Origin of the sequence: Planktothrix mougeotii LEGE 06226 (assembly GCF_015207485.1) — a bacterium.
In the GTDB taxonomy this organism is placed as follows: domain Bacteria; phylum Cyanobacteriota; class Cyanobacteriia; order Cyanobacteriales; family Microcoleaceae; genus Planktothrix.
In genome coordinates this window covers 22,407-43,335 of record NZ_JADEWU010000028.1, presented here as the reverse complement: position 1 = coordinate 43,335, position 20,929 = coordinate 22,407, and the positions used below count along the sequence as shown (strand labels likewise).

Below are 20,929 nucleotides of genomic sequence, written 5' to 3'. Positions count from 1 at the left end.
AAACCATTAAGGTTACTGATTTACAAAATTGGGTGGCTAGTTAACCCTTTCGGGGAATTCAAAAATGGTCAAGTTCTTGCTTGGCCATCTCTTGAATATCTTGGGTAATAATTGAGCGAATATCATAGCCTTGATCATACATTTTTAACCACTTTTGTGCTGTATTTCCTTCCTGTAAAATTGTTTGTATAGGTGAGAGAAAATGATCAAAGCCTTGCTGTTTTACTAAGGGCAAAACATCATTATAAATTTCATTAATCCAATGTCGAGCTAGAATTTTTCTACCGTCTTGCCAATGTCTTAACTCAGCTTCTAAACTAGATACTTTGACGGCGGCTTCATTCGCTTTTGTTAAATCAATTAAGTCTTGTTTCCGGGTTGTTGCGGGTAATTGACTCATTTCTAAAGGGTCAATTCTCGGATCATTAATCAATTGCAGAAGCCGCGCTTCTAACAAAGCGGTAATAGCCAGAAGAGAATGAGGATCTGTCACTAAATCACAAATTCTGAGTTCTAGCCGATTAATATCATAAGGTCGGCGATCGCCATTGGGTCGAACATTATCCCAATGATGACGAACATTAAACATTGTCCCTGCGGCTAAATGTCCTTCTACCCACTCAATATATTCGGCGTGGCTTTCAAATAGGGGAATGTGATATTGAGAATGGGGTAAAATGTGCCAGCGTGTAGAATGATAACCTGTAATTTGATTATCAAGAAATGGAGAGGAAGCACTTAAGGCTAAATATAAGGGTGCTTCCATTTTAATCAGCCGACAAGCTCGGATCAACAGTTCTGGATCACTAAAACCAATGTTGATATGAACACTAGCAGTAACGACATTAGTTCCGTGGTGGCGCTCAATGTATTCTAAATAAGGATTTGTATCTCCTGAACGATAAAAGCGATCGCTTCCTCCTAATGATAATGTACTGCCAGGAATTACCGTATAATCTCCTAAAGTTTTCAGATATTCTCTGAGTTGAATTCGCGGTAATATTAATTGACTCAACAACTGTTCGTAACTGTGAAGAGGTTCAGTGGTATATTCGATATGTCGCTCATCTGTTTCTAGCATAAACCTATCCACTTTTCCGGCAATTTGTTCAGCTAAGGGAATGGGATCGCCTTGGGGAGTACCCAGAAACATTTCTAATTCAAAGCCTTTAGTTAAGAGCATAGGATTTAATTCAATTTAATCGTTTTAATTCTACTGTTTCCAGGGATTTTGGCAATTAGTAAATTAATGGCATTGACGACGGGATCTAAATAAGCCTGGGTTAAAGTCGGATAAGGCTGAGGTTGGTTTTTGCCAATACCAAATTCTAATTTTTCCTCTTTTTCGGGTAGATATAAAGTCCCAAACATCCAATCCCAAATTCCTAAAAACTCCCCGTAGTTTTTGTTAAGATGTTGGGGTGCTATGCTGTGATGAATTTGGTGTAGAACTGGACTCACAAAAATATGGTTCCCTATGTTTCCGTATGAAAGCCAGATGTGAGAATGGGCAAGATTACCACCTGCCAGATAATATAGAGCGACCAAAAAATTTAGACCAAATAGAGTTATAACCTGGATTTTACCAAAAAATAGATAAATTAGTATCCCTTGTAAAGGGGCACTGATGGCTGTAGTAATCAACTTTTTATTAAGTTCATATAAGGGGTGAGAACGATATAACGTAATGGGGGTTAAGACTTCGCTGGAATGATGTAGACTATGAAATTGCCAGAGGATAGGATTTTGGTGATGCCAAGCATGGTTCAGGTAAGATGCAAAGTCAAAAACTACAACAAATAAGATGGTAAAAATCACGAGCGACCCCCAGTTTTCGGTTGTGAATCCTCCAAAATGACCAAAGGTTTCTTGCAGCCAATTATTGATTAGGGATGCTACCAATGATGTTTCAAACCACGCTAAACGCAAACCACCAGGAGCGAGAATATTATTGATGATAAAGATTTGATAATCTAGCTTAGCCGAAGGATGAAAGTAGGTTTCTTTGGGGAAGCAAAAATTAAGAAAACCTTTAAAGTTAAGATCAGACTTAGGTTGCGATCGCCAATAAACCAGTCCAGCTAATAACAGAGAAGTTAATAAATATAGCCAATAAAGGCGACGGCTACCATTAAGGTGATTGAAGATTTGACTGCGTAAATATTCAAGAATCTGCCCTAGTAATCCTTCTAAGTCTGGTACCCAAGCTGTTAATTCTGGTGTCATAAAAAACGGTGGAATCTTTAGAAACTGAGAGTACGGGGTGCTGAAATTGGATAATTTTTATTACTGATTTAGTATTGGAGTCGGGATAAAAATATTTAGTCTGAGTCAACAGTAATTTCTTGAATTGCTGCTTTCTGAGAACCTTGACCAGATTTAGCTAAATATATCCCAGCCAACACGGCGAAAAAAGCGACCCAGTTGAGGATAGTGAGTTTTTCGGAAAATATTACCCAGGCTAATATAGCAGTAATAATTGGATCAAGCAACAGGAATAAAGATATAAAACCTGACGAAAACTTTTTCAGGTTATGGAACATAATCACCGTCGCTAGAACTTGACAGAAAAGTGCGAGGGAAATTACGGCTAACCATCCATTCACGGAAATGGGAAAAACTTGATCATCAAAAATCAAAGTTATGGGTAACAGCCAAAGAGTTCTGAACAAACAACTCCATAATATGATAGTTGTTGCCGAAAACTTAGCTCGTAATTTTTCTGCACACAAAGCATTTCCCGCATAAAATACAGATGAAAGTAAAGCGATAGCATCTCCTCTAAAATGAGTGCTCGTTAAGTTAAAATCTTCAAAACCAATAGTAAACGCACCGACTGAAGCTAAAATCAAACCCATAATAAATTTGCTGTCAAACCTGTGTTTTAAAAACAGCCAACCGCCTAAAGTGGCAAAGAATGGGGTGAAATTATGCAACAAATTGGAATTGGCAATATTGGTTTGAGTTAAAGACCAAGCCCAAGCCGTTAAGTTAGCAGCACCAAAACCCGCAGCTAGTACAAATAATCCTATATCCTGAAGAGTCCAAGACTCCTGTTGTTTAGGGGGCCTCTGGGATACTTTACTACTGATTATTGTGAGGATCTCCCAAACCCCAAGGATGACAGTAGAAATCAAAAAGCGATTAAAGACTGTCGCATTAGGACTAATTTCTTGTTCGCTGACTCTGATAAATATTGGTGCTAGAGACAACATAAATACTGCTAGGGGAATTAACAGTAAAGTGTTCAGAGTTGGTTTGTTTTCAGTTTGTACTTCTGGAACATTGACTGTGATAGTCATAATTTATTGAGAAATGTTGATTGAATAGCAAGTATATACTTGGTCATGCTCAGACTACAGATTGCCAGTCATTTTACAATATACCTGATTAAGCTTGATTCGATAATAGAAGATTAAGTCTTTTAAGAGACAGCGCTCCAATATTGCTAGAAGTGGTAAAATTCTAATTCAGCTATTCTCCTGGCTGCCACTATGGTTATTACTAATAAAGAATATCTTTATGGAAGCTATCGCAATAATTGGAATGGGTTGTCGTTTCCCCAAAGCTCAAGATATAGAATCCTTCTGGAGACTACTGAGGGACGGTCGAGATGCCATCACTGAGATCCCGATACAGCGATGGGATATTAATGATCTATATGCTCCCCAAGCAGGTACACCCGGAAAAATCGTGTCCCGTTGGGGTGGCTTCTTAGATAATATTGATCATTTCGATCCCGACTTTTTCCAGATTTCCGTCGGTGATGCCCAGCGCATAGACCCCCATCATAGACTGGTATTAGAGGTGGCTTGGGAATCTTTAGAAAATGCTGGTATCGTCCCCCATACACTCTTCAGTAGTAAAACAGGGGTGTTCATTGGCATGAGCCAAAGCGATCATAATAGATTACTTTATAAAGATATATCTGCCATAGATGCTGAAGATGGGCCCCACACATTTCTTTGTTTTGTCGCTAATCGCTTATCTTATTTTTTAAATCTACAAGGGCCTAGTTTAGCCATTGATACGGCTTGTTCTTCCTCTCTGGTTGCTGTACATTTAGCTTGTCAGAGTTTACGGACTGGTGAGTCTAATTTGGCTATTACTGGAGGAGTATCCCTGCGTTTATCTCCAGAAGAATCAATTGCTCTTTCTCTCAAGGGGATGCTATCTCCTGATGGTCGCTGTAAAACTTTTGATGCTGAGGCGAATGGTTTTGTTAGGGGTGAAGGGTGCGGAATTGTTGTTCTCAAACGCCTTGATGATGCCCTTAAAGATAGAGATAATATTCTGGCTGTGATTAGAGGCTCGGCTGTTAACCATAATGGTCTGAGTCATGGGATTACATCTCCTAATGGACTGGCTCAACAAAGACTGCTTCAACAAGCGCTGGAAAATGCTGAAGTCTCACCTAATCAAATTGGTTATGTGGAAACCCACGGCACTGCTTCAGCTTTAGGAGATGCTATTGAATATAAAGCCTTAAAAACAATATTAATGCCAAATCGAGAGCCCGATCAACCTTGTTGGCTTGGCTCAGTTAAAAGTAGTATTGGTCATTTAGAAGCGGCGGCTGGAATAGCAAGTTTAATTAAGGCAACCCTATCTCTGCAACATCGACAGATTTTTCCTAATCTACATATTAAACAAGTCAATCCTTATATTTCTTTAGCCGGGACAACTTTCTCGATCCCAACAACTTTAGAGCCTTGGAATTCAAGCACAGAGTCAAGATTTGCGGGAGTAAGTTCTTTTGGTTTTGGGGGTACTAACTGTCATGTGATTCTGGAAGAAGCTCCGTTATTATCTCATAAAAATATCATTAAAATGGAACGTCCCCTCCATCTTCTGACCCTATCCGCTAAGAGCGAAAAGGCACTATTAGACCTGGTAAATCTTTATAGAGAAAACTTGCAGAACAGTGATGCTAATTTTTCCCTAGCAGACTTCTGTTTCAGTGCTAATACCGGAAGAACTCATTTTGACCATCGTTTAGCTGTTGTGGCAGAATCACGGGCAGTATTGGTAGAAAAGTTAGCGACTATTGCTCATCAAACTGATATTTTGGGAAGGGATCAAAAGCGATCGCTCAAGGGTCAGCCACCCAAAATAGTATTTTTATTCCCTGGACAGGGGACTCAATATCTCAACTCCTGTCGTCAACTCTACGAAACTCAACCTACATTCCGGGCTATTTTAGAGCGCTGCCAAGAAATTCTCCGCCCTTATTTAGATCAGCCACTACTAGAGATTTTATATCCACAACATCAGAGCACAGCCACTCATTTATTAACTGAAACAGCCTATACCCAACCTGCTTTATTCGCCCTGGAATATGCCTTAGCTGAGTTATGGAAATCTTGGGGGATCATCCCCGATGCTGTTATGGGTTATAGCCTGGGTGAATATGTAGCAGCTTGTGTGGCTGGGGTGTTTAGCTTAGAAGATGCCCTCAGTCTAGTCGCCCAACGGGGACATTTAATGCAATCATTGTCACCCCAGAAACCGGGTTTCTTAACTAGCTCTATGGTGAAAACAGAGGTTAACGCAGAAACCCGGTTTCTAGAGGTTTTCGCAGATCTAGCCCAATCTCCCTTGATGAAACCCGTTGTCGCAGCATTTAAACAAATTGCTTCAACCGTAACTTATTCATCCCCAAAAATTAATATCATTTCCCCGATTACTGCACAACAAATTCAAGCAGAAATCGCAACTCCTGAATATTGGTGCAATCAGATTCAGCAGCCAGTCCGATTTGCTGATAGCATTAAGACTCTTGATCATCAAGGTTATGAAGTCTTTGTGGAGGTAGGCCCCCAATCTCTACTTTTAGCAATGGGTAGAGACTGTTTAGATCCAGGTGTGGGGGTTTGGTTAACGGGGGCTAATTCAGATGGGTCAGACTGGCTACAACTCCTGCAAAATTTAGCAACTTTATATTTACAGGGAGTTCCTGTAGATTGGCATGGTTTTGATCGGGATTATCCTCGAAATTGGCAATTACTGCCAACTTATCCCTTCCAAAAACAACGATACTGGTTTGATCAAGATGCCAATAGTTTTTACCAAACCACCCCATTATCAAACCCAGTATCAACCCCAGAAATAGCTTGTCAAAATAGTCTTGAAACTCCATCAAACCCCGATTTAAAAACAACTCTAAATTCTGATTCTACTGACGAATCAGCTTCACTGGTTTTGACTCCTACAGCCGAATCAATTCAGAATTGGATAGTCAACTGGCTGCATCAAAATTTACCCGGAGAAACCCAATTAACGGACAATGGCAAATCAGGAAAATCTTTTCTCGATTATGGACTCAAATCCATAGGAGCCGTAAAATTAGCTAAAGATTTAGAAAAATTGCTCGGACGTTCCTTAGAAGCCACAATCGTTTGGAATTTTCCCACTATTGAAACTTTAGCGCAGCACTTAGCTGGCGATCAAGAAAACCCAGTTTCAACCGTTGAAGAGGAGCACAGAAAGTTAATCAGCCCATTCCCCGTTGGCAAAAAAGCGATGGAATTTAGCTTATTATATTTTGCCAGTAACGAAGCTGAATTCAAAGATGACAAGTACAGATTATTAATAGAAAGTAGTCAATTTGCTGATAAACATGGCTTCAGTGCAGTTTGGATACCCGAACGCCATTTTCATGCTTTTGGTGGACTCTACCCCAATCCTGCTGTTTTGGGTTCTGCTCTAGCAATGGTAACAGATCGCATTCGTATTCGGGCGGGTAGTGTGGTTTTACCTCTACATAATCCTATCCGAGTGGCTGAAGAATGGGCGGTGGTAGATAACCTTTCCCAAGGGCGTGTAGATGTTGCTTTTGCTCGGGGTTGGAACCCAAATGATTTTGTTTTAGCGCCTAATCAATTTGCGAATAGTGCAGAAGTGATGTTTTCTGGGATTAAAACTGTACAGAAGTTGTGGCAAGGTGAATCAATTTTGTTACAAAATGGTATGGGTAAAGAAACTGAAACTCGGATTTATCCCCTACCTAAACAACAGGAAATAGCAATTTGGATTACTTGTACTGGGGGAAAAGAAAGATTTGTTGAAGCGGGCGCGATGGGGGCTAATGTTTTAACTGCACTTCTGTTCCAACCCATTGAAGAATTAGCCGAAAAAATTGCTTGTTATCGAGAGTCATTGGCAAAAAATGGTTATGATGCAGAGGCGGGACAAGTGACTTTGATGCTGCATACTTTCATTGGTGAAGATATGAATTTAGTGCGTCATAAAGTCAGGAAGCCATTTACTGATTATTTAGAAAGTTCTGTGAATCTGTGGAGACATGGAATTACGAATCTGGAGGGTTTGGAGTCCAAAGAAAGAGAACATTTATTGGCTTATGCTTTTGAGCGTTATTTTCAAACTAGCGCTTTAATTGGTACGCCCGAAAGTTGTGAGTTAATGGTGCAACAATTACAAGCTATTGGAGTTGATGAAATTGCTTGTTTAATTGACTTTGGAATTGATGCAGATTCTATTATGGCTTCTCTCTATTCCCTGAAAAAACTCAAGGAAAAATCTGAGTTAATGAGGGTATCATCTAATTGTCATCTTAATCAATCGCTGACAGTAAAAGAGAAACCTATAATCAATTTAGAACGGTCACAAACCTCATCCAAATGGATTATTGATCGCCAAGGAAAACCCAATGCTAAGTTGCGTCTTTTCTGTCTTCCTCATGGGGGAGGAGATATTTCTGTATTCAAAGATTGGTCACATAGTCTACCACCAGATATTGAAGTTTATAGCCTCCAGCTTGCTCCTCAAACATATACTGGAAGTCAACCGACTTTTGAGGATCTGACTCCCTTAGTGGCAGATTTGGCAGAATTTTTGTTACCTTATCTTGATCTGGAATTTGCTTTTTATGGTCATAGTTTAGGAGCATTAATTAATTTTGAACTGTGTCGTTATTTGCGTCGTCATCATCATAAGCAACCGATTCATTTCTTTGTCGGGGCTCAACACGCTCCCCAACTTCCTTACCCCTATCCTTCCTTAGAAAACCTTTCTCACGCCGATTTACTCAAGTTTGTGAAAGATTTAACGAATATAGAACTCTCTAAATCTGTTGGAGAAGATGATCCATTTTTACTGATGTTGCTAAATTCCTTGAAAGTAGCATCTGTGATCCAAAAAGAGCACTATTCTTACACAGAAGAAAAACCGCTAGATTGTCCTATTACTAGCTTTGTGGGTTGTGGGGATAAATTTTTGAATCAAGACCATCTTTCCCCTTGGGGCGTTCATACTAACAAGTCATTTAAGCTACATCAGGTTGATGGTAAACATCTGTTTTTGGATAGTCATCGAGAGCAGATTTTACAATTGATATCCCAAGAGTTATTAGCTTATCAACCTTTCCCCAATTCCTGAGCACTTTGGGTATAATTTGGATCTGATCAACCCGTTCTTTATACAAATTCAACAGCGAATCTAATAAAGAATCAGACAAATCATGGGGTTATAATCCTAAATTCAAAAATGAAAATACAGAAGCTCAAAAAAAGTTTGCTGAACGGAAAAAGGAATCCCTGTGAGGGTTAATAGGGTCTGATTATTGATTTTTCTGCTGGTTTTTTTGGGCTAATGCTTCATGATTTGTTCGATAAATTTTTAGTCGATCTTGACTTTCAGGATAAATAAAAGAATCTTTAGGAATAGATTCAAGTAAATTAATAGATTGTTTCCAAACGGTTAGAGGATGGGGAGGATTTTCAATTAGTTTTGATGCTTATACTGCTAACTTTTCAGACGTTGATAAACGATTTTGAGGAGTTTCTGAAGCCACAATATTTAGATTACTCAGCTTAGAATTAAAACGATTAAAATCAACAATCCAATTCCTCCTAATAAAATTACACCAGTCACAATAATAATTAACTGACAAATTTCTTTTCCCTGTTTCTGTTTGAACTTAGCTTCCTGTTGCTGACGTTTGAGTTCAGTTTTTTGCTGACGTGTTAACTTAAAGTTCAAAAAATGTATTAATTTCTTTTATAAATAATTTTAACTGCTCAACACGATTAACAACATCTAAACGGATAAAATCAAAATCTAAATAGGAGACAATTTCTTCAACTTGAGCTTTAGTTTTATCATAGCAGCGTCCAACTCGTTGATAAATTAGATCTAAATCTTCCGCAGGGTGAGATCTATTTTCCATATTATCAATTTCAGGGTTAAATCCAAATTCTTGTTTAATATAATTAGGGGTTAAACATTTATCTATCTTTTGAAAATGTTTCCATTCAGCTAAGAACCAAGCTTCAAATTCCATAACAGCAAAAATTAAATGAATCGGAATTCCTGTTTGATTGCGTAAAGTATATTGAAAACTTCGCTCTAAAGTTGCTTTTTCTGAAATATTTTTAGGATATAAATCTCTTAATCCAATAATTTTTTCATATCCATTTTGAGTTAAACTAGAGCGTTGATCTCTCATATCTGAATTAACACTGTTATCTTGTCCTGAATCATAAATTAGAATATAAAATTCGGTTTCTGGATTGGGAGGTTCATTTTTAATCAGTGTAACTGTACGGATTTTTTTCTTACCTCCAATAACCGCTTCCTCGATACGGATAGAATGCTGACTTGCAAAGGATTTTAGAAACTCTCGAACAAAAATTTGTTCAGTTTGACCTTCTACAAAAATCGCTAACTTCCTCATGCTGTAGCGTCCTCATCAGCGAAGCCTTCTAAATAAAAGTCACTTGAGAAAAAGTCAAAATTATTTAATCCGGTAAGCTCAAATTCTTCAAATCTATCTTGGGAATTATAAATATTATATAACTTAGAACATCCGGGTAAGCGTTCAATTACAGACCAATATTCAAGGGGAACACCATTCATAATAAACCGATCATTAGTAGTCATAATCAGTTGTAATGATCCAGTCTTTGCTTTTTCAATCAGTAATTTTATTAAAGCTGATGAACGTTCATAATCTAATCCTTCGCCAATATCATCAATTAAAATACAATCAGGACATTGTTCTCGGCTAAATAGAGCATAATTAATTTGAATAATCAATGATAATGCTCTAAACATCCCTTGAGACATTTGAGATTGTTCAGTGTTGGCGTTTAAAGTATGTTCTCGAACCGATAAATATTGTGCATCTTCAAGGAAAAAAGGAACAGATTCTATTTCTTCTTGAAGAAAGGAAGGTTTTTGAATTTCAATCCAAGATAAATCATATCCTATCGATTTCATATCGCTTAAAATCGATTCAACAAACTTATCTCCAAAGTCTTCTTTACCGATTTTCAAAATCTCAACAACAAAATCTGTATCTTTAAAATCAATAATTGTTCTGATATCTTTTTTTGCAGAAAATGCCAGGAAAGAATTCTTACCTAATGAGGTTCCAAATCGATAATATCTTAAAGATTTAGCCCAATTATATAAAGATTCAAAAAAAGGATGTTGAACGGTATCCCGACGTTCTACCGCAGCGAGTTTATCAGTGGGAGTTTGAAACTTCATCTGAGTTTGTAATTCTTCTGCAAAAATTCTTCCTTCTCCACCTTCTCCGCGTTCTAGGTAAGTTTTTGAACCGATATAAAAATTTTCTAAAGTAACTTGACCTTGATCAATAATTAGTGTATATTCTATTTTTTCTTCAGGTTCATAAGCGTTAAAAATTAAATTCCACTGTCTTTTGTTAGAACTGGATTTAATTTTTTCTCGATCAGCTAATAAATCAGCTAAAATATTTATCGCTTTGAGAATTCTCGATTTTCCTGTCGCATTTTTACCAACAATTAAATTAATATAACCGAGTTGACATCCCTCAATACTCCATTGACTCGGTAAACCTTCATTTTCAATATACTCAACAATATCTAATTTCATCGTTAGGAAAGGTTTAAAATTTAGTGCTTACTGTAGAGACCATAACTTTTCTCTACAGTAAACATCAACAACATTCTCCCTGATTAACCCGGATTACGCCATGACACTTTGGGCATAATTTGGGTATTATCAACCCGTTGCTTATACTTAATGGCAAAATTCAACAGCGAATCTAACAAGGAATCAGACAGAAAATGGGGTTGTAAACCTAAATCCAATAGATTTGTATTTTTAGCGTTGAAATAATGGTCTTCTAATTCAACACGGGGATTAGGAATATTCTCCACTTCCACATCTAATCCTAAAGCAATACCCGCATTTTTAACCATCAGGGCTAAGTCACCGACGCTATGCAATTCGGTAAACTGATTAAAGACGCGGAATTGTCCAACATCTGCCGGATTTTCTAATGCTAATTCAATACAGCGTACCGTATCCCGAATATCTAAAAAGGCTCTAGTTTGTCCACCTTTTCCATACACTGTTAACGGATGACCAATAGCGGCTTGAATACAGAAACGGTTTAAAGCCGTTCCGAAAACGCCATCATAGTCGAGACGGTTAATTAACAGTTCATCCATTCCGGTTTCTTCTGTCAACACCCCATAAACAACACCTTGGTTTAAATCCGTTGCTCGTAGACCCCAAATTTTACAAGCAAAATGGATATTATGGCTGTCATGTACCTTGCTGAGGTGATAGAAACTGCCGGGTTGTTTAGGATAGGGTAAAGTATCTTTACGGCCGTTATGTTCGATGGTAATATAGCCTTCCTCAATATCAATATTGGGGGTTCCATATTCTCCCATCGTTCCCAACTTCACCAAATGACAATCGGGAAAATGCTCCCGCATGGCATATAACAGGTTGAGGTTGCCAATAACGTTATTTGCTTGGGTGAGAACGGCGTGTTCTCTATCAATCATCGAGAATGGTGCAGAACGTTGTTCTCCAAAGTGAATAATGGCTTGCGGTTCAAACTTAAGTAAACTCTTGATCAGGAAATCGTAGTTATTGATATCCCCAATAAACAGGTCAATAAACTTTCCTGTTAAATCTTTCCAACGTTGAATCCGTTGCTGAATCGGTGCAATAGGGGTTAACGTATCAATACACAGTTGTTGATCCCAGTGACGTCGAACTAAACTATCCAGAATACCGACTTCATAGCCACGATTGGACAAATACAACGCTGTGGCCCAACCACAGTAGCCATCCCCACCAATAACCAGGACTTTCATAAATACACTTGTTGAATCTTGATGTGCCAATATTGGGTAAATTTATCAGGAAAGGGGATCAAATTTTTACCTCGTCCGCAAAACTTGTCCAGCGCACGAATTGAAATGGCCCTGCTAAAGCACCCCACAGTTGTTCATCGGTTTCTGGGTCGTGTCCCCGGTCGTGACTAATAAAATGGTGTTCATCAATTTCAAATTCACTCGCCAGGTAGGTGACGTTTCCTTTGCGTTCGACTATACATCCTTTACCGGGTTCGACTTCTCCTTTAAAACTATGTCCTGTCCAATGGGTAATAAAAGAGCATTTTTCCATTTTTTTCAAACGGTCTTTTGTTAACTGTTGCAGTCGTTCGGGTTCACGGGAAGCACCATGAAATTCCTGTTCATTTTCAATCACATAATTCTCGATTTCAATGTGATTTTCTTTTTGAACTAATTTCAACACCCGCACGCGATAGGGTTGTTTTAAGTTAATATCATAGGCTTGTTCTAAATACAAGCTAACACCGTCTAATAAGGCGACCGGGAGGGGACGCATACAAACCCGAATATGGGCAAAAAACGGCGGGTTTTCAAAGGCTTGCGCTTGGTTACTGAAGTCCGCAGCCATTAATTTCGCTAAGGCGACAATATCGGTAGAATGAGTCATGGCTAAATTCTATTGAGATTAGATAGATAATAATTCAAAATCAAAGTTATCATAATATCAGTATCTATATTGCGGTTGGTATCGGCGGATAAATTACATCGCGGACTTCATCAGCGTGTTCTTTTAAGCTTACCGAAATCTGGCGATGTCCCATTGGCACTAATATAACCTGAACCCCCTCTCGACGAGCAAATTTCATAGCAGGAACAAAATCACTATCTCCAGTTACCAAAATAATCCGTTGAACAATTCGTTTAGAAGCTAACCAGGCAACATCAAGGCCTATTTTTATATCAACTTCTTTTTGTGTAAACTCAGGCTCAAAGTCTTCTGCTGTTAAAGGACGTGCAGTTCTAGTGATTTCTTTTAAGGCTTTGCGCTTCAAAACCCAACCTTTAAAAGAAAGCACACCTCGCCTAAAAGCAATATAATCCGTTACCGCTAAAGAATCCTGAAGCGATTTTTTTTGCCCACAAACCTCTGTTGCACTAAAGTCTATTTCTTCTCTTGAGATAGGGTTTGTAATCTTTTGCTCGAAGGGAGGACAGTCATAATAATAAATCCTAAATAATTCTTCATCATTTTTGAGACAACATTTGGAAAAGTTCAACACATCATGAGCAGTTGGTTGTCGATTTTCTAATAAGGTATAGAGTTTTTTTGTGACAAAACCACCATCTAAAAGAATACTGACTGACTTCATCTTTATCCCTTGATTATGATGTAAAACAATAATATTATAGCAGTCACAGCTAATGCTTAGGACAAAGACCGATGCAGTCAACCCAAAGTGGTGAACTCTTTTCCACTTTCAAGTGAAGTTGCTCCCTGTTCCCTACTATATCATCAAGCTTTCCTCAAAAAAATGGATTTCAACACCAGAGTTGACACTTAGCCTGATCTGAGGCTAAGATATAAATATCCGTAAGCCAGTAGGCTGGCATCCAATAATTGATCTACCTTCTCTCTACACATCTATAGACCGTGGGGAGAGGGTATTAAAATTTTTAGATTTATTTCAAACTCAATAATAAAACCTGAGTCCTTTTATTATCATCTTCACCCATTAAGACTAAACTTTGATTTCCATCCGGTAAACGAGAGCCTAACGTCATTCCCTTTAACTGTTGTAAAGATATTCCTAAATCTTGTAAATCAAGTAATAATTTTTTTCGCACAGGTTGTACTTTAATTAAGTCTCCTTGTAAACTCACCATACGAGAGGTGTCCGTTGCATCTCCGGTGAATAACTGATAAATTTTACCCGTGTCTTTTGATTGTTCTAAACTCAGTAATATTCCCCCTTTAGCCGCTGCAATATCCACTAAGCGTTGAGAGGTTTCATCTAGTAGATATAAGGTTTCAGAAACTAGAAAAGAAGCTCTATCTGCGATGACATAATGCAATAATCTTAATTTAGTTGAATTTTCTGGATCTCGATCTTGAATTAAAGGTTTTTCTGTCACCGTAAATAATCTAAAGGGATCTCGACCATCGGGACTAAAGCCATCGGGAGAAATTGTTAAGGCTTTAAAGCCAAATTTAGGTTCGACTCCTTGGGTTTGTTCAGAGTTATTAAATTGGGTAAGATAAAACGGAGAAAGGGGAACGGTATTTTTTAATTGTCCTGTTTTTAAATCGTATTCAGCAATTAAAGGAGGAGTGTTAGCATTTTCTAAATTTTCGGTTGCAATAAAGACCGAGTTACGAGGAGAAAATGCAATACTTTCAGGATAAACTTGTGTTTCCAAAAGCGGTTGATCTTGTTTATCCTTGAGTTGTGTAAATCCCTCTAGGGTGATATTTTTTAAAGGAATTGATTCAGAAGGATCTAAGGTAAAGTTAAGGGTATAAAATTTAGCTGGAGACTCTGCTGTTACTGCATCTGATAACCCATAAAATTGAATTCTATTATCCGTTGAGGTTCCATACCCCGGAACTTGATAAGTTAGAGAAGATAACTGATTTACAGGTTGATCGTCTGATAAAATTGGGTTTGATAGTTCATATTTCCCTAAAAAATTTAAGGATAAATCAACAAACATTCGATCCTCTGCGGACACTTGGGGAATGGAACAAGCGGTTAACAAAATTAGACTACAGAATAAGATTGTTAGGCTTTTAAAAAGACGATTGTATTTTTTGATTGCTTTCAATTTCCTTTCCTCCCGAATGCTAATTTTGCTATTATCCCATATTTTATCAACTTTTAGTAGATTGACGGTTACTTTTAGGGTACAATTAATAGATGCTTGCTATAATATCTTTTAAAAATACCCTTTTAACTTTATGAGCAATCGTAAAAACCTAACTCTTGTAATGGTTGTTACTATCCTTTTATCGGGTTTCGGAAACACCGAAATTGCGATCGCCCAAAAACAAAAAGAAACTGAACCCGAAAAACCTCTACTCGATGATTTTTCTCCTAACCCCTTATTCAGTAAAGAACTTGATCCTTTACTTCCTTCCCCTCCCTCGGAAGGACAAATTTTAGGTCAAAGTCAACAGGAAATCTTAGAACCAGAATTAGTCAAATTAAATGCAGAAGCAACCGCCTTATTAGCCGCCCAAAATATTCCGGGTGCGTTTGAATTATGGAACCGAGAGTTAAGAATTCGTCGTTATTTCGGATTATCTCAAGAAATTGCTGCTTTAAATCGGGTGGGATTAATTGCTTGGAATAATAGTCAACGACTCTATATAAAATTTATCACTGAACGTCTGGATCAAATTTTACAAAAACTGCAAACAGAAAAAAATAATAATTTGGAATTATGGCAATTATTGGGATTAGCTTTTAAAAATGTTAGAGCCAAAACACAAGCTTTAACTGTTTATCAAGCTTTATTAGAAACAGCTAACAAAAGTCAAGATATTTTAGCCGAAGAACAATATTTTAATGAGATTGCTCAAATTTATATGAATTGGTTAGATTATCCCAACGCCGCAGAAACCTATGAAAAACTGTTAGAATTACAGCAGGAAATTCGCACAATACGAGGAGATGTGCCACCGCCTCAACCCCAACCTGCGACACCAGAAAATCCCAACCCAACACCGCCAGCAAGTGAAGTGCGATCGCTGCAACAATTAGCTTTTATTTATGAACAAATTGGAGAATATTTAAAAGCTATTTCTGTTCGGGAAAGACTAGCAGGTTATTATGCAAATCAACCTAATTTATTTCCCATTCCCGAAATTAAATTAGCAATTGGTGGGAATTATGAAAAATTAGGACAATTTGAACAAGCCGGATTAACCTATCAAGAAGCCTACAGTATTGCGACCTCTATTCAACAGTTTGATAACGCCAGCGAAGCATTAGGAAGACTGGGGAAACTTTATCGCTCTCAAAATCAAATTAAAACCGCTTTAGATATTTATCAAGCTCAAGTTTTAGTCAATCAACAAGCTTATAACTATTATGGCATGATGAATGCTTATGATCAAATTGGCGATATTTATTTATCACAAAAAGCCTATCAATCTGCGATCGCCGCCTTTCAACAAGGATTAGGATTAGCACAACAATTAAAATACAGAGAGGATTATTTTGTTAAAAAAATTGATATTGTTAATCGTCAAATGAATCAATAATCAGTTATCAGTTATCAGTTATCAGTTATCAGTTATCAGTAAGAATAATAATATCATCTTTAATATTTTCAATCCAATTAAAAATCGGATCATCGGGATGACGATGATAAACTTCTGTATATAACTCTCGAATTAACTGTTTAACAACGGTTTTTTCGAGCTTTTCTGAATTTGTATCAGAAATCAGCATTAATATCATTTCTGTAGTTTTAGTTCCATCTAAAGCTGGTAAAATATATACAATATCCTGTAATTTTTTAGCTCCCAACCGTTGATAAAATTGAATTCTACGCTGCTTTAATTCTCGATTTTCGCCAAAGTCAGGATGTTCAACTTCTAAAATCAACGATTTAGACTCTCTTTTCTCTAAATCTATTAGATATTTTAAAAATTTAGACCCAATTTTAATATTCCTCAAATGGGGAACTGTTGCTAAATAAGCTAATAGAATAAAATTAGAACTGGGAAGGGGATATAAAATTGACATTAGGGCGAATTGTTCTTGATAATAACCGCCCCATAATTGAGTTTTTTGAGTTAAAATTGCTTCTCGTATCCAAGAAATCGGAATTTTTTCTTGAGGCGGAAATGTTTGTTCATAAAGAGCGATCGCATTCTCAAAATCAGGGTGATCAAGATGCTGAATTTGCTTAAATTCAATTTGCGGGTTAGTTGAATACATAGGAGATTTTAGTAGGGAAATGATCGCCGTCAGAAACCGGGTTTCTAGGGGAGATTAATGGCATCAAATTAAGATCTGTTGAGAAACCCGGTTTCTAGTTCACTTAACTTAACCCTATCATAAATCTGCACGCCTCTTGACAATGTAGTATAAATGTAATATTATTGATATAGATGTATATTTAGATCCCCTATAAAACTCTTATGCCTTACGAAACCTTAAATCTTTCCACCCCTAAACCCGTCCTATCTTGGGCAAATCATGAGTTAGGTTCCGAAGAAACCAAAATGGCAAAAAACGTCGCTTCTTTGCCCTTTGTGTTTAAGCACGTTGCTTTAATGCCCGATGTTCACTTAGGAAAAGGGGCATTAGTCGGTTCTGTTATTGCTACAAAAGAAGCCATTATTCCTGCGGCTGTGGGGGTTGATGTGGGTTGTGGGATGTGTGCGCTCAAATTACCGTTTACTGGCGAACAAGTAGAGGGAAAACTTAAAAAAATTCGCCAAGAAATTGAAGCTGCTATTCCAGTCGGATTTAATGACAATAAAGACATTGAAAAAGCTGTTACCAACTGGCAAGGATGGCGAAACTTTAAAGACCTACATTCTAAGGTGCAAAACTTAGAATCAAAAGCAATGAAACAAATGGGATCTTTAGGAGGAGGAAATCATTTTATTGAACTGTGTTTAGATGCAGAAAACAATATTTGGTTAATGTTGCATTCTGGTTCTCGTCATATTGGTAATATGTTAGCCCAGAACCATATTGACACCGCAAAACACCTAGCAAAATTAGCTGAACTTAAACTTCCTGACCCTGATTTAGCGTATTTTGTATCAGGAACTCCCGAATTTGCAGCCTATTGGAATGATTTACAATGGGCACAACATTATGCCTGATTTAATCGAGATATTATGATGGCACGGTTTAAACGAATTGTAGAAAAAGCCGTTGCGGGAGGTAAACCCACTAAACCTTTATTAGAGGTGAATTGTCATCATAATTATTCTGAAAAAGAACTGCATTTTGGCGAGGAAGTTTATGTGACTCGTAAAGGTGCAGTCCGCGCCACAGAACAAGATTATGGGATTATTCCCGGTTCAATGGGAGCAAAATCTTTTATTGTTAAAGGCAAGGGAAATCATGATAGTTATTGTAGTTGTTCCCACGGCGCAGGGCGATTAATGTCTCGGAGTAAAGCCAAAAAAACCTTTACTTTAGATGATTTAATTCAACAAACTCAAGGAATTGAATGCCGCAAGGATACAGGCGTGATTGATGAAATTCCGGGTGCTTATAAACCCATTGATGAAGTCATGAAACAACAATCCGATTTAGTTGAAGTTGTGGCGACTTTGAAACAAATTCTCTGTGTTAAAGGGTAAATAGAGTATACGGGGTGCGGTCTTCTTCAAAGCGTGTTAACTTAACACTAAAATAGGCGATCGCACCCGAATTCATAGTGCCTTAATCAATAACAGGGCTATATACTGCTCTGATTTATCCCCAGTCCAAAACTCGAAAAAACAGTAGGATTAACGCCTAAATTACGAATCACGATTATAGCCAGCCAGACATTCCAAATACTGAGTGTGAGAGCAGTGGTTAAAGCGGCTCCCACAGTACCCCACAGAGGAATAGCAATAGCATTTAAAACCAGATTAATTAAAGCAGTACAACCCGAAACCAGCATTAATTGATTTTGATAGCCCGTCATCGAGAGTAAATTGCCCACCGAACCCGATAAAGCATTAACCAATTGTCCGATGACCAGAATTTTTAAAGCCCAATGAGCTTCGGTAAATTCCGGGCCAAAAATTGCCAGAAGGGGTTTGGCAAAAACAATTAAGGTGAGTCCGATGGCTATTGACGACCAGAAAATCCAAACCGTAACGATAGAAATGACCTTTTGTAATTCAGCCCGCTCACCTTGGGTGTGGAGAATGGCAAAAGCAGGTGCAACGACAATATTAATAGCTTGCAAGACAAAACTGACCCACAGAGCAGTTTTGGAAGCTGGACTATAGATACCAACCGCACCAGCACCGACAAATGAACCCAACATTAAAATATCCGTTTGCACTAGAAGTTCTCGGAAGGCGCGATAAAGCAGAAGGGGTAGGGAAACTTTTAACCAAGCCCTAGGAGTATAAATGGGATCGGTAACAACGAGATCACCCTGAATTTTGAACCATACCAGACAGCCTTGAAAGGCGATAATTCCCAACAGCGTCCCCAAAGCTACCTCAGTCATCGAAATGCTGCCAAGAATATGCTGATCATGCCAGAGAAGAAACCCCCCAACCAGTACCAGCATCGGCCAAATTACTTTCGTGGGAGTATAAGCAAGGATAATATCTTCCGCTCCCCGAGCCATATCTTCTTGCAATAAAACTAACCCTTGCAAGGGAACTAACCAAATCCCAATTAGTAAAACGGGAGCATAAGAAAATGGATAGTAGTGGTTGACGAGGAAAATTAATCCTGTACCCAACACACCTAGGAACAAACCCATCCCGATCGTGAGTTGCCAACTCCCCAGTACGAGTCCTCGCAGAAGTCCCCACTCTTGCTTAACGCGGTATTCATTAATAAAACGAACGACAGCCCTCGGCAAACCCAGGCTGGCAGGTACGGCTAATAACAAAGACCAAGTTATAACATATTCGTAGATACCATATTCAGTTTTTCCCATCCAGCGAGCGAGAAAGACTTGAACGAGGTAAGCCAGAGCCACTCCCGCAAATTGTAAAGTTAAAGCGATCGCGCTGCTCTTAGCGAGAGTAATAATTCTAACACTATTTTCCGTTTGAGTTAGAGAAGTTTGAGTCATGCAAAATACCTTGTAATAATTTTTCACTTTCCGCTTTTAAACGAATTCCGCCTTTGATTTTAAAAGGAACTTCTTCGAGCAAAGGAGAAGTGATTCGGTAAGGATTGTAAATTTCAAAGGCACGCTTCATCTTGACTTCTTCTTGCAAATTTTTAACCAGGTTCGGAGGTTCGTTAGCAACCCAGATCCGTCGATGATGTCGGATATTATTGTTGTTATAAACTTGATAAACAGCACGACCGTGCAAAACCCGATAATTGTCGATAACTAAAACATCTTTGGACTCTAATTTGAGAGCTACTCGATATTTTGGATTCTTGAAATACTCTTCATATAATCTTTTAACTGCCTCATAAGACCAATCTGGTGTAAAAGCCTTATTGTCGCAATTAATCCGAACTCGCAAACTACCATCAAACCTTTGTTGAAATACTGGAAAGTCTAAAGCAATTTGGTCATCGCGACAAAAAGATATACATCCCGGTGTTAAGAGAATTTTTGCTAATGGGGCATTTTCAACTAGCATATCGCTCAAAACCTGCTGGGTATCAATTAAAATTAATTCTCCTCCTTCTTCAGCCGGAGCGACACATTGAAAAAGTACAACATAAGGCGGTTCTACACGCACGATCTGACCATCAATGATATTCATGCCATCAATGAAAGTTCCATCCGTATGGGCTATGACTTCATGGGCATCATAACTTTGATATTCATTTTTCTCAATGGGTGAATTTTGACTAGAATTGGAATTTTGATGCCAAGATTTTTCCTGAGCAACGGTGGTAATTCCTGATTCATCTGCCCTAATATGTCTCATGATTTTGCCAAATTGTCGGGGAATTTTTTGGACAGTATCTGCTTCCGTATCCCAAGCGGAAAAAACAGAAAACCCCTTTTGTTCAACCTGGTTAACAACTTCAGGCAAAATCTTGATTAGTGCATCGGGAGAGGAGCAATTAACGCTTGTTGTTTTACGGGACGAATTTGTGTGCATACATTCAGTTAATTTGACTCTATTTGCTTGACCTAATTCTGGCTTTAAT

At 38.0% G+C, this 20,929-nt stretch carries 14 protein-coding genes and 2 pseudogenes; 3 read left to right on the top strand and 13 right to left on the bottom strand.

What is annotated here, in order from left to right:
* Nucleotides 1-58: 58 nt before the first annotated feature.
* The 3 genes from gshA to IQ236_RS13615 all read right to left on the bottom strand — a co-directional run bounded on the left by gshA (nucleotide 59) and on the right by IQ236_RS13615 (nucleotide 3,302).
* On the bottom strand, nucleotides 59-1,183 hold the full coding sequence (gene gshA / locus IQ236_RS13625; RefSeq protein ID WP_193869759.1) for a glutamate--cysteine ligase: 1,125 nt from the start codon (nucleotides 1,181-1,183) through the stop codon (nucleotides 59-61).
* A 5-nt stretch (nucleotides 1,184-1,188) separates the two neighbouring features.
* On the bottom strand, nucleotides 1,189-2,226 hold the full coding sequence (locus IQ236_RS13620; protein WP_193869758.1) for a sterol desaturase family protein: 1,038 nt from the start codon (nucleotides 2,224-2,226) through the stop codon (nucleotides 1,189-1,191).
* 95 nt (nucleotides 2,227-2,321) lie between these two features.
* Complete coding sequence (locus IQ236_RS13615) at nucleotides 2,322-3,302, bottom strand: DMT family transporter (protein WP_193869757.1); 981 nt, start codon at nucleotides 3,300-3,302, stop codon at nucleotides 2,322-2,324.
* A gap of 220 nt (nucleotides 3,303-3,522) precedes the next feature.
* Here IQ236_RS13615 and IQ236_RS13610 point away from each other — a divergent pair, with 220 nt between their 5' ends.
* Entirely contained in the window at nucleotides 3,523-8,397 is a 4,875-nt protein-coding gene (locus IQ236_RS13610; protein WP_193869756.1) for a type I polyketide synthase, read from the top strand.
* A gap of 429 nt (nucleotides 8,398-8,826) precedes the next feature.
* On the opposite strand, the gene IQ236_RS13605 is transcribed toward IQ236_RS13610, so the two are convergent.
* From IQ236_RS13605 to IQ236_RS13575, 7 genes and pseudogenes are all read right to left on the bottom strand, one after another.
* A complete protein-coding gene (locus IQ236_RS13605; protein ID WP_193869755.1) occupies nucleotides 8,827-9,000 on the bottom strand; it encodes a hypothetical protein in 174 nt (57 codons plus the stop codon).
* Nucleotides 8,990-9,694: a DUF4276 family protein gene (locus tag IQ236_RS13600; protein WP_193869754.1), complete on the bottom strand. Its 705-nt coding sequence runs from the start codon at nucleotides 9,692-9,694 to the stop codon at nucleotides 8,990-8,992. The genes IQ236_RS13605 and IQ236_RS13600 overlap by 11 nt, the downstream gene beginning before the upstream one ends.
* Nucleotides 9,691-10,890 (bottom strand): annotated as a pseudogene (locus tag IQ236_RS13595) (ATP-binding protein); the annotation flags it as partial. The gene IQ236_RS13600 and the pseudogene IQ236_RS13595, both read right to left, overlap by 4 nt.
* A gap of 74 nt (nucleotides 10,891-10,964) precedes the next feature.
* Nucleotides 10,965-12,122 carry an NAD-dependent epimerase/dehydratase family protein gene (locus tag IQ236_RS13590; RefSeq protein ID WP_193869752.1) on the bottom strand — a complete coding sequence of 386 codons (1,158 nt, stop codon included), beginning with the start codon at nucleotides 12,120-12,122 and terminating at the stop codon, nucleotides 10,965-10,967.
* Between the two features lie 58 nt (nucleotides 12,123-12,180).
* Complete coding sequence (locus IQ236_RS13585; RefSeq protein WP_193869751.1) at nucleotides 12,181-12,771, bottom strand: chromophore lyase CpcT/CpeT; 591 nt, start codon at nucleotides 12,769-12,771, stop codon at nucleotides 12,181-12,183.
* A 64-nt stretch (nucleotides 12,772-12,835) separates the two neighbouring features.
* Nucleotides 12,836-13,474 (bottom strand): NYN domain-containing protein, encoded by a 639-nt coding sequence (locus IQ236_RS13580; RefSeq protein WP_193869750.1) that lies wholly within the window; start codon nucleotides 13,472-13,474, stop codon nucleotides 12,836-12,838.
* Between the two features lie 310 nt (nucleotides 13,475-13,784).
* On the bottom strand, nucleotides 13,785-14,927 hold the full coding sequence (locus IQ236_RS13575; RefSeq protein WP_228041618.1) for an esterase-like activity of phytase family protein: 1,143 nt from the start codon (nucleotides 14,925-14,927) through the stop codon (nucleotides 13,785-13,787).
* Between the two features lie 133 nt (nucleotides 14,928-15,060).
* Between IQ236_RS13575 and IQ236_RS13570 the strand changes: the two genes are divergently transcribed.
* Nucleotides 15,061-16,368 carry a tetratricopeptide repeat protein gene (locus IQ236_RS13570; protein WP_193869749.1) on the top strand — a complete coding sequence of 436 codons (1,308 nt, stop codon included), beginning with the start codon at nucleotides 15,061-15,063 and terminating at the stop codon, nucleotides 16,366-16,368.
* Nucleotides 16,369-16,396: 28 nt separating this feature from the next.
* On the opposite strand, the gene IQ236_RS13565 is transcribed toward IQ236_RS13570, so the two are convergent.
* Nucleotides 16,397-17,050, bottom strand: a complete 654-nt coding sequence (locus tag IQ236_RS13565; RefSeq protein ID WP_193869748.1) for a GNAT family N-acetyltransferase — start codon at nucleotides 17,048-17,050, stop codon at nucleotides 16,397-16,399.
* 203 nt (nucleotides 17,051-17,253) lie between these two features.
* On the opposite strand from IQ236_RS13565, the pseudogene IQ236_RS13560 reads away from it, so the two are divergent.
* Nucleotides 17,254-18,435: pseudogene (locus IQ236_RS13560) on the top strand (RtcB family protein).
* Nucleotides 18,436-18,533: 98 nt separating this feature from the next.
* Here the strand turns inward: IQ236_RS13560 and IQ236_RS13555 are convergent.
* Nucleotides 18,534-19,883, bottom strand: a complete 1,350-nt coding sequence (locus IQ236_RS13555) for a flippase (protein ID WP_193869747.1) — start codon at nucleotides 19,881-19,883, stop codon at nucleotides 18,534-18,536.
* A complete protein-coding gene (locus IQ236_RS13550; RefSeq protein ID WP_228041617.1) occupies nucleotides 19,849-20,880 on the bottom strand; it encodes a TauD/TfdA family dioxygenase in 1,032 nt (343 codons plus the stop codon). Before IQ236_RS13550 ends, IQ236_RS13555 begins: the two co-directional genes overlap by 35 nt.
* Nucleotides 20,881-20,929: the final 49 nt, after the last annotated feature.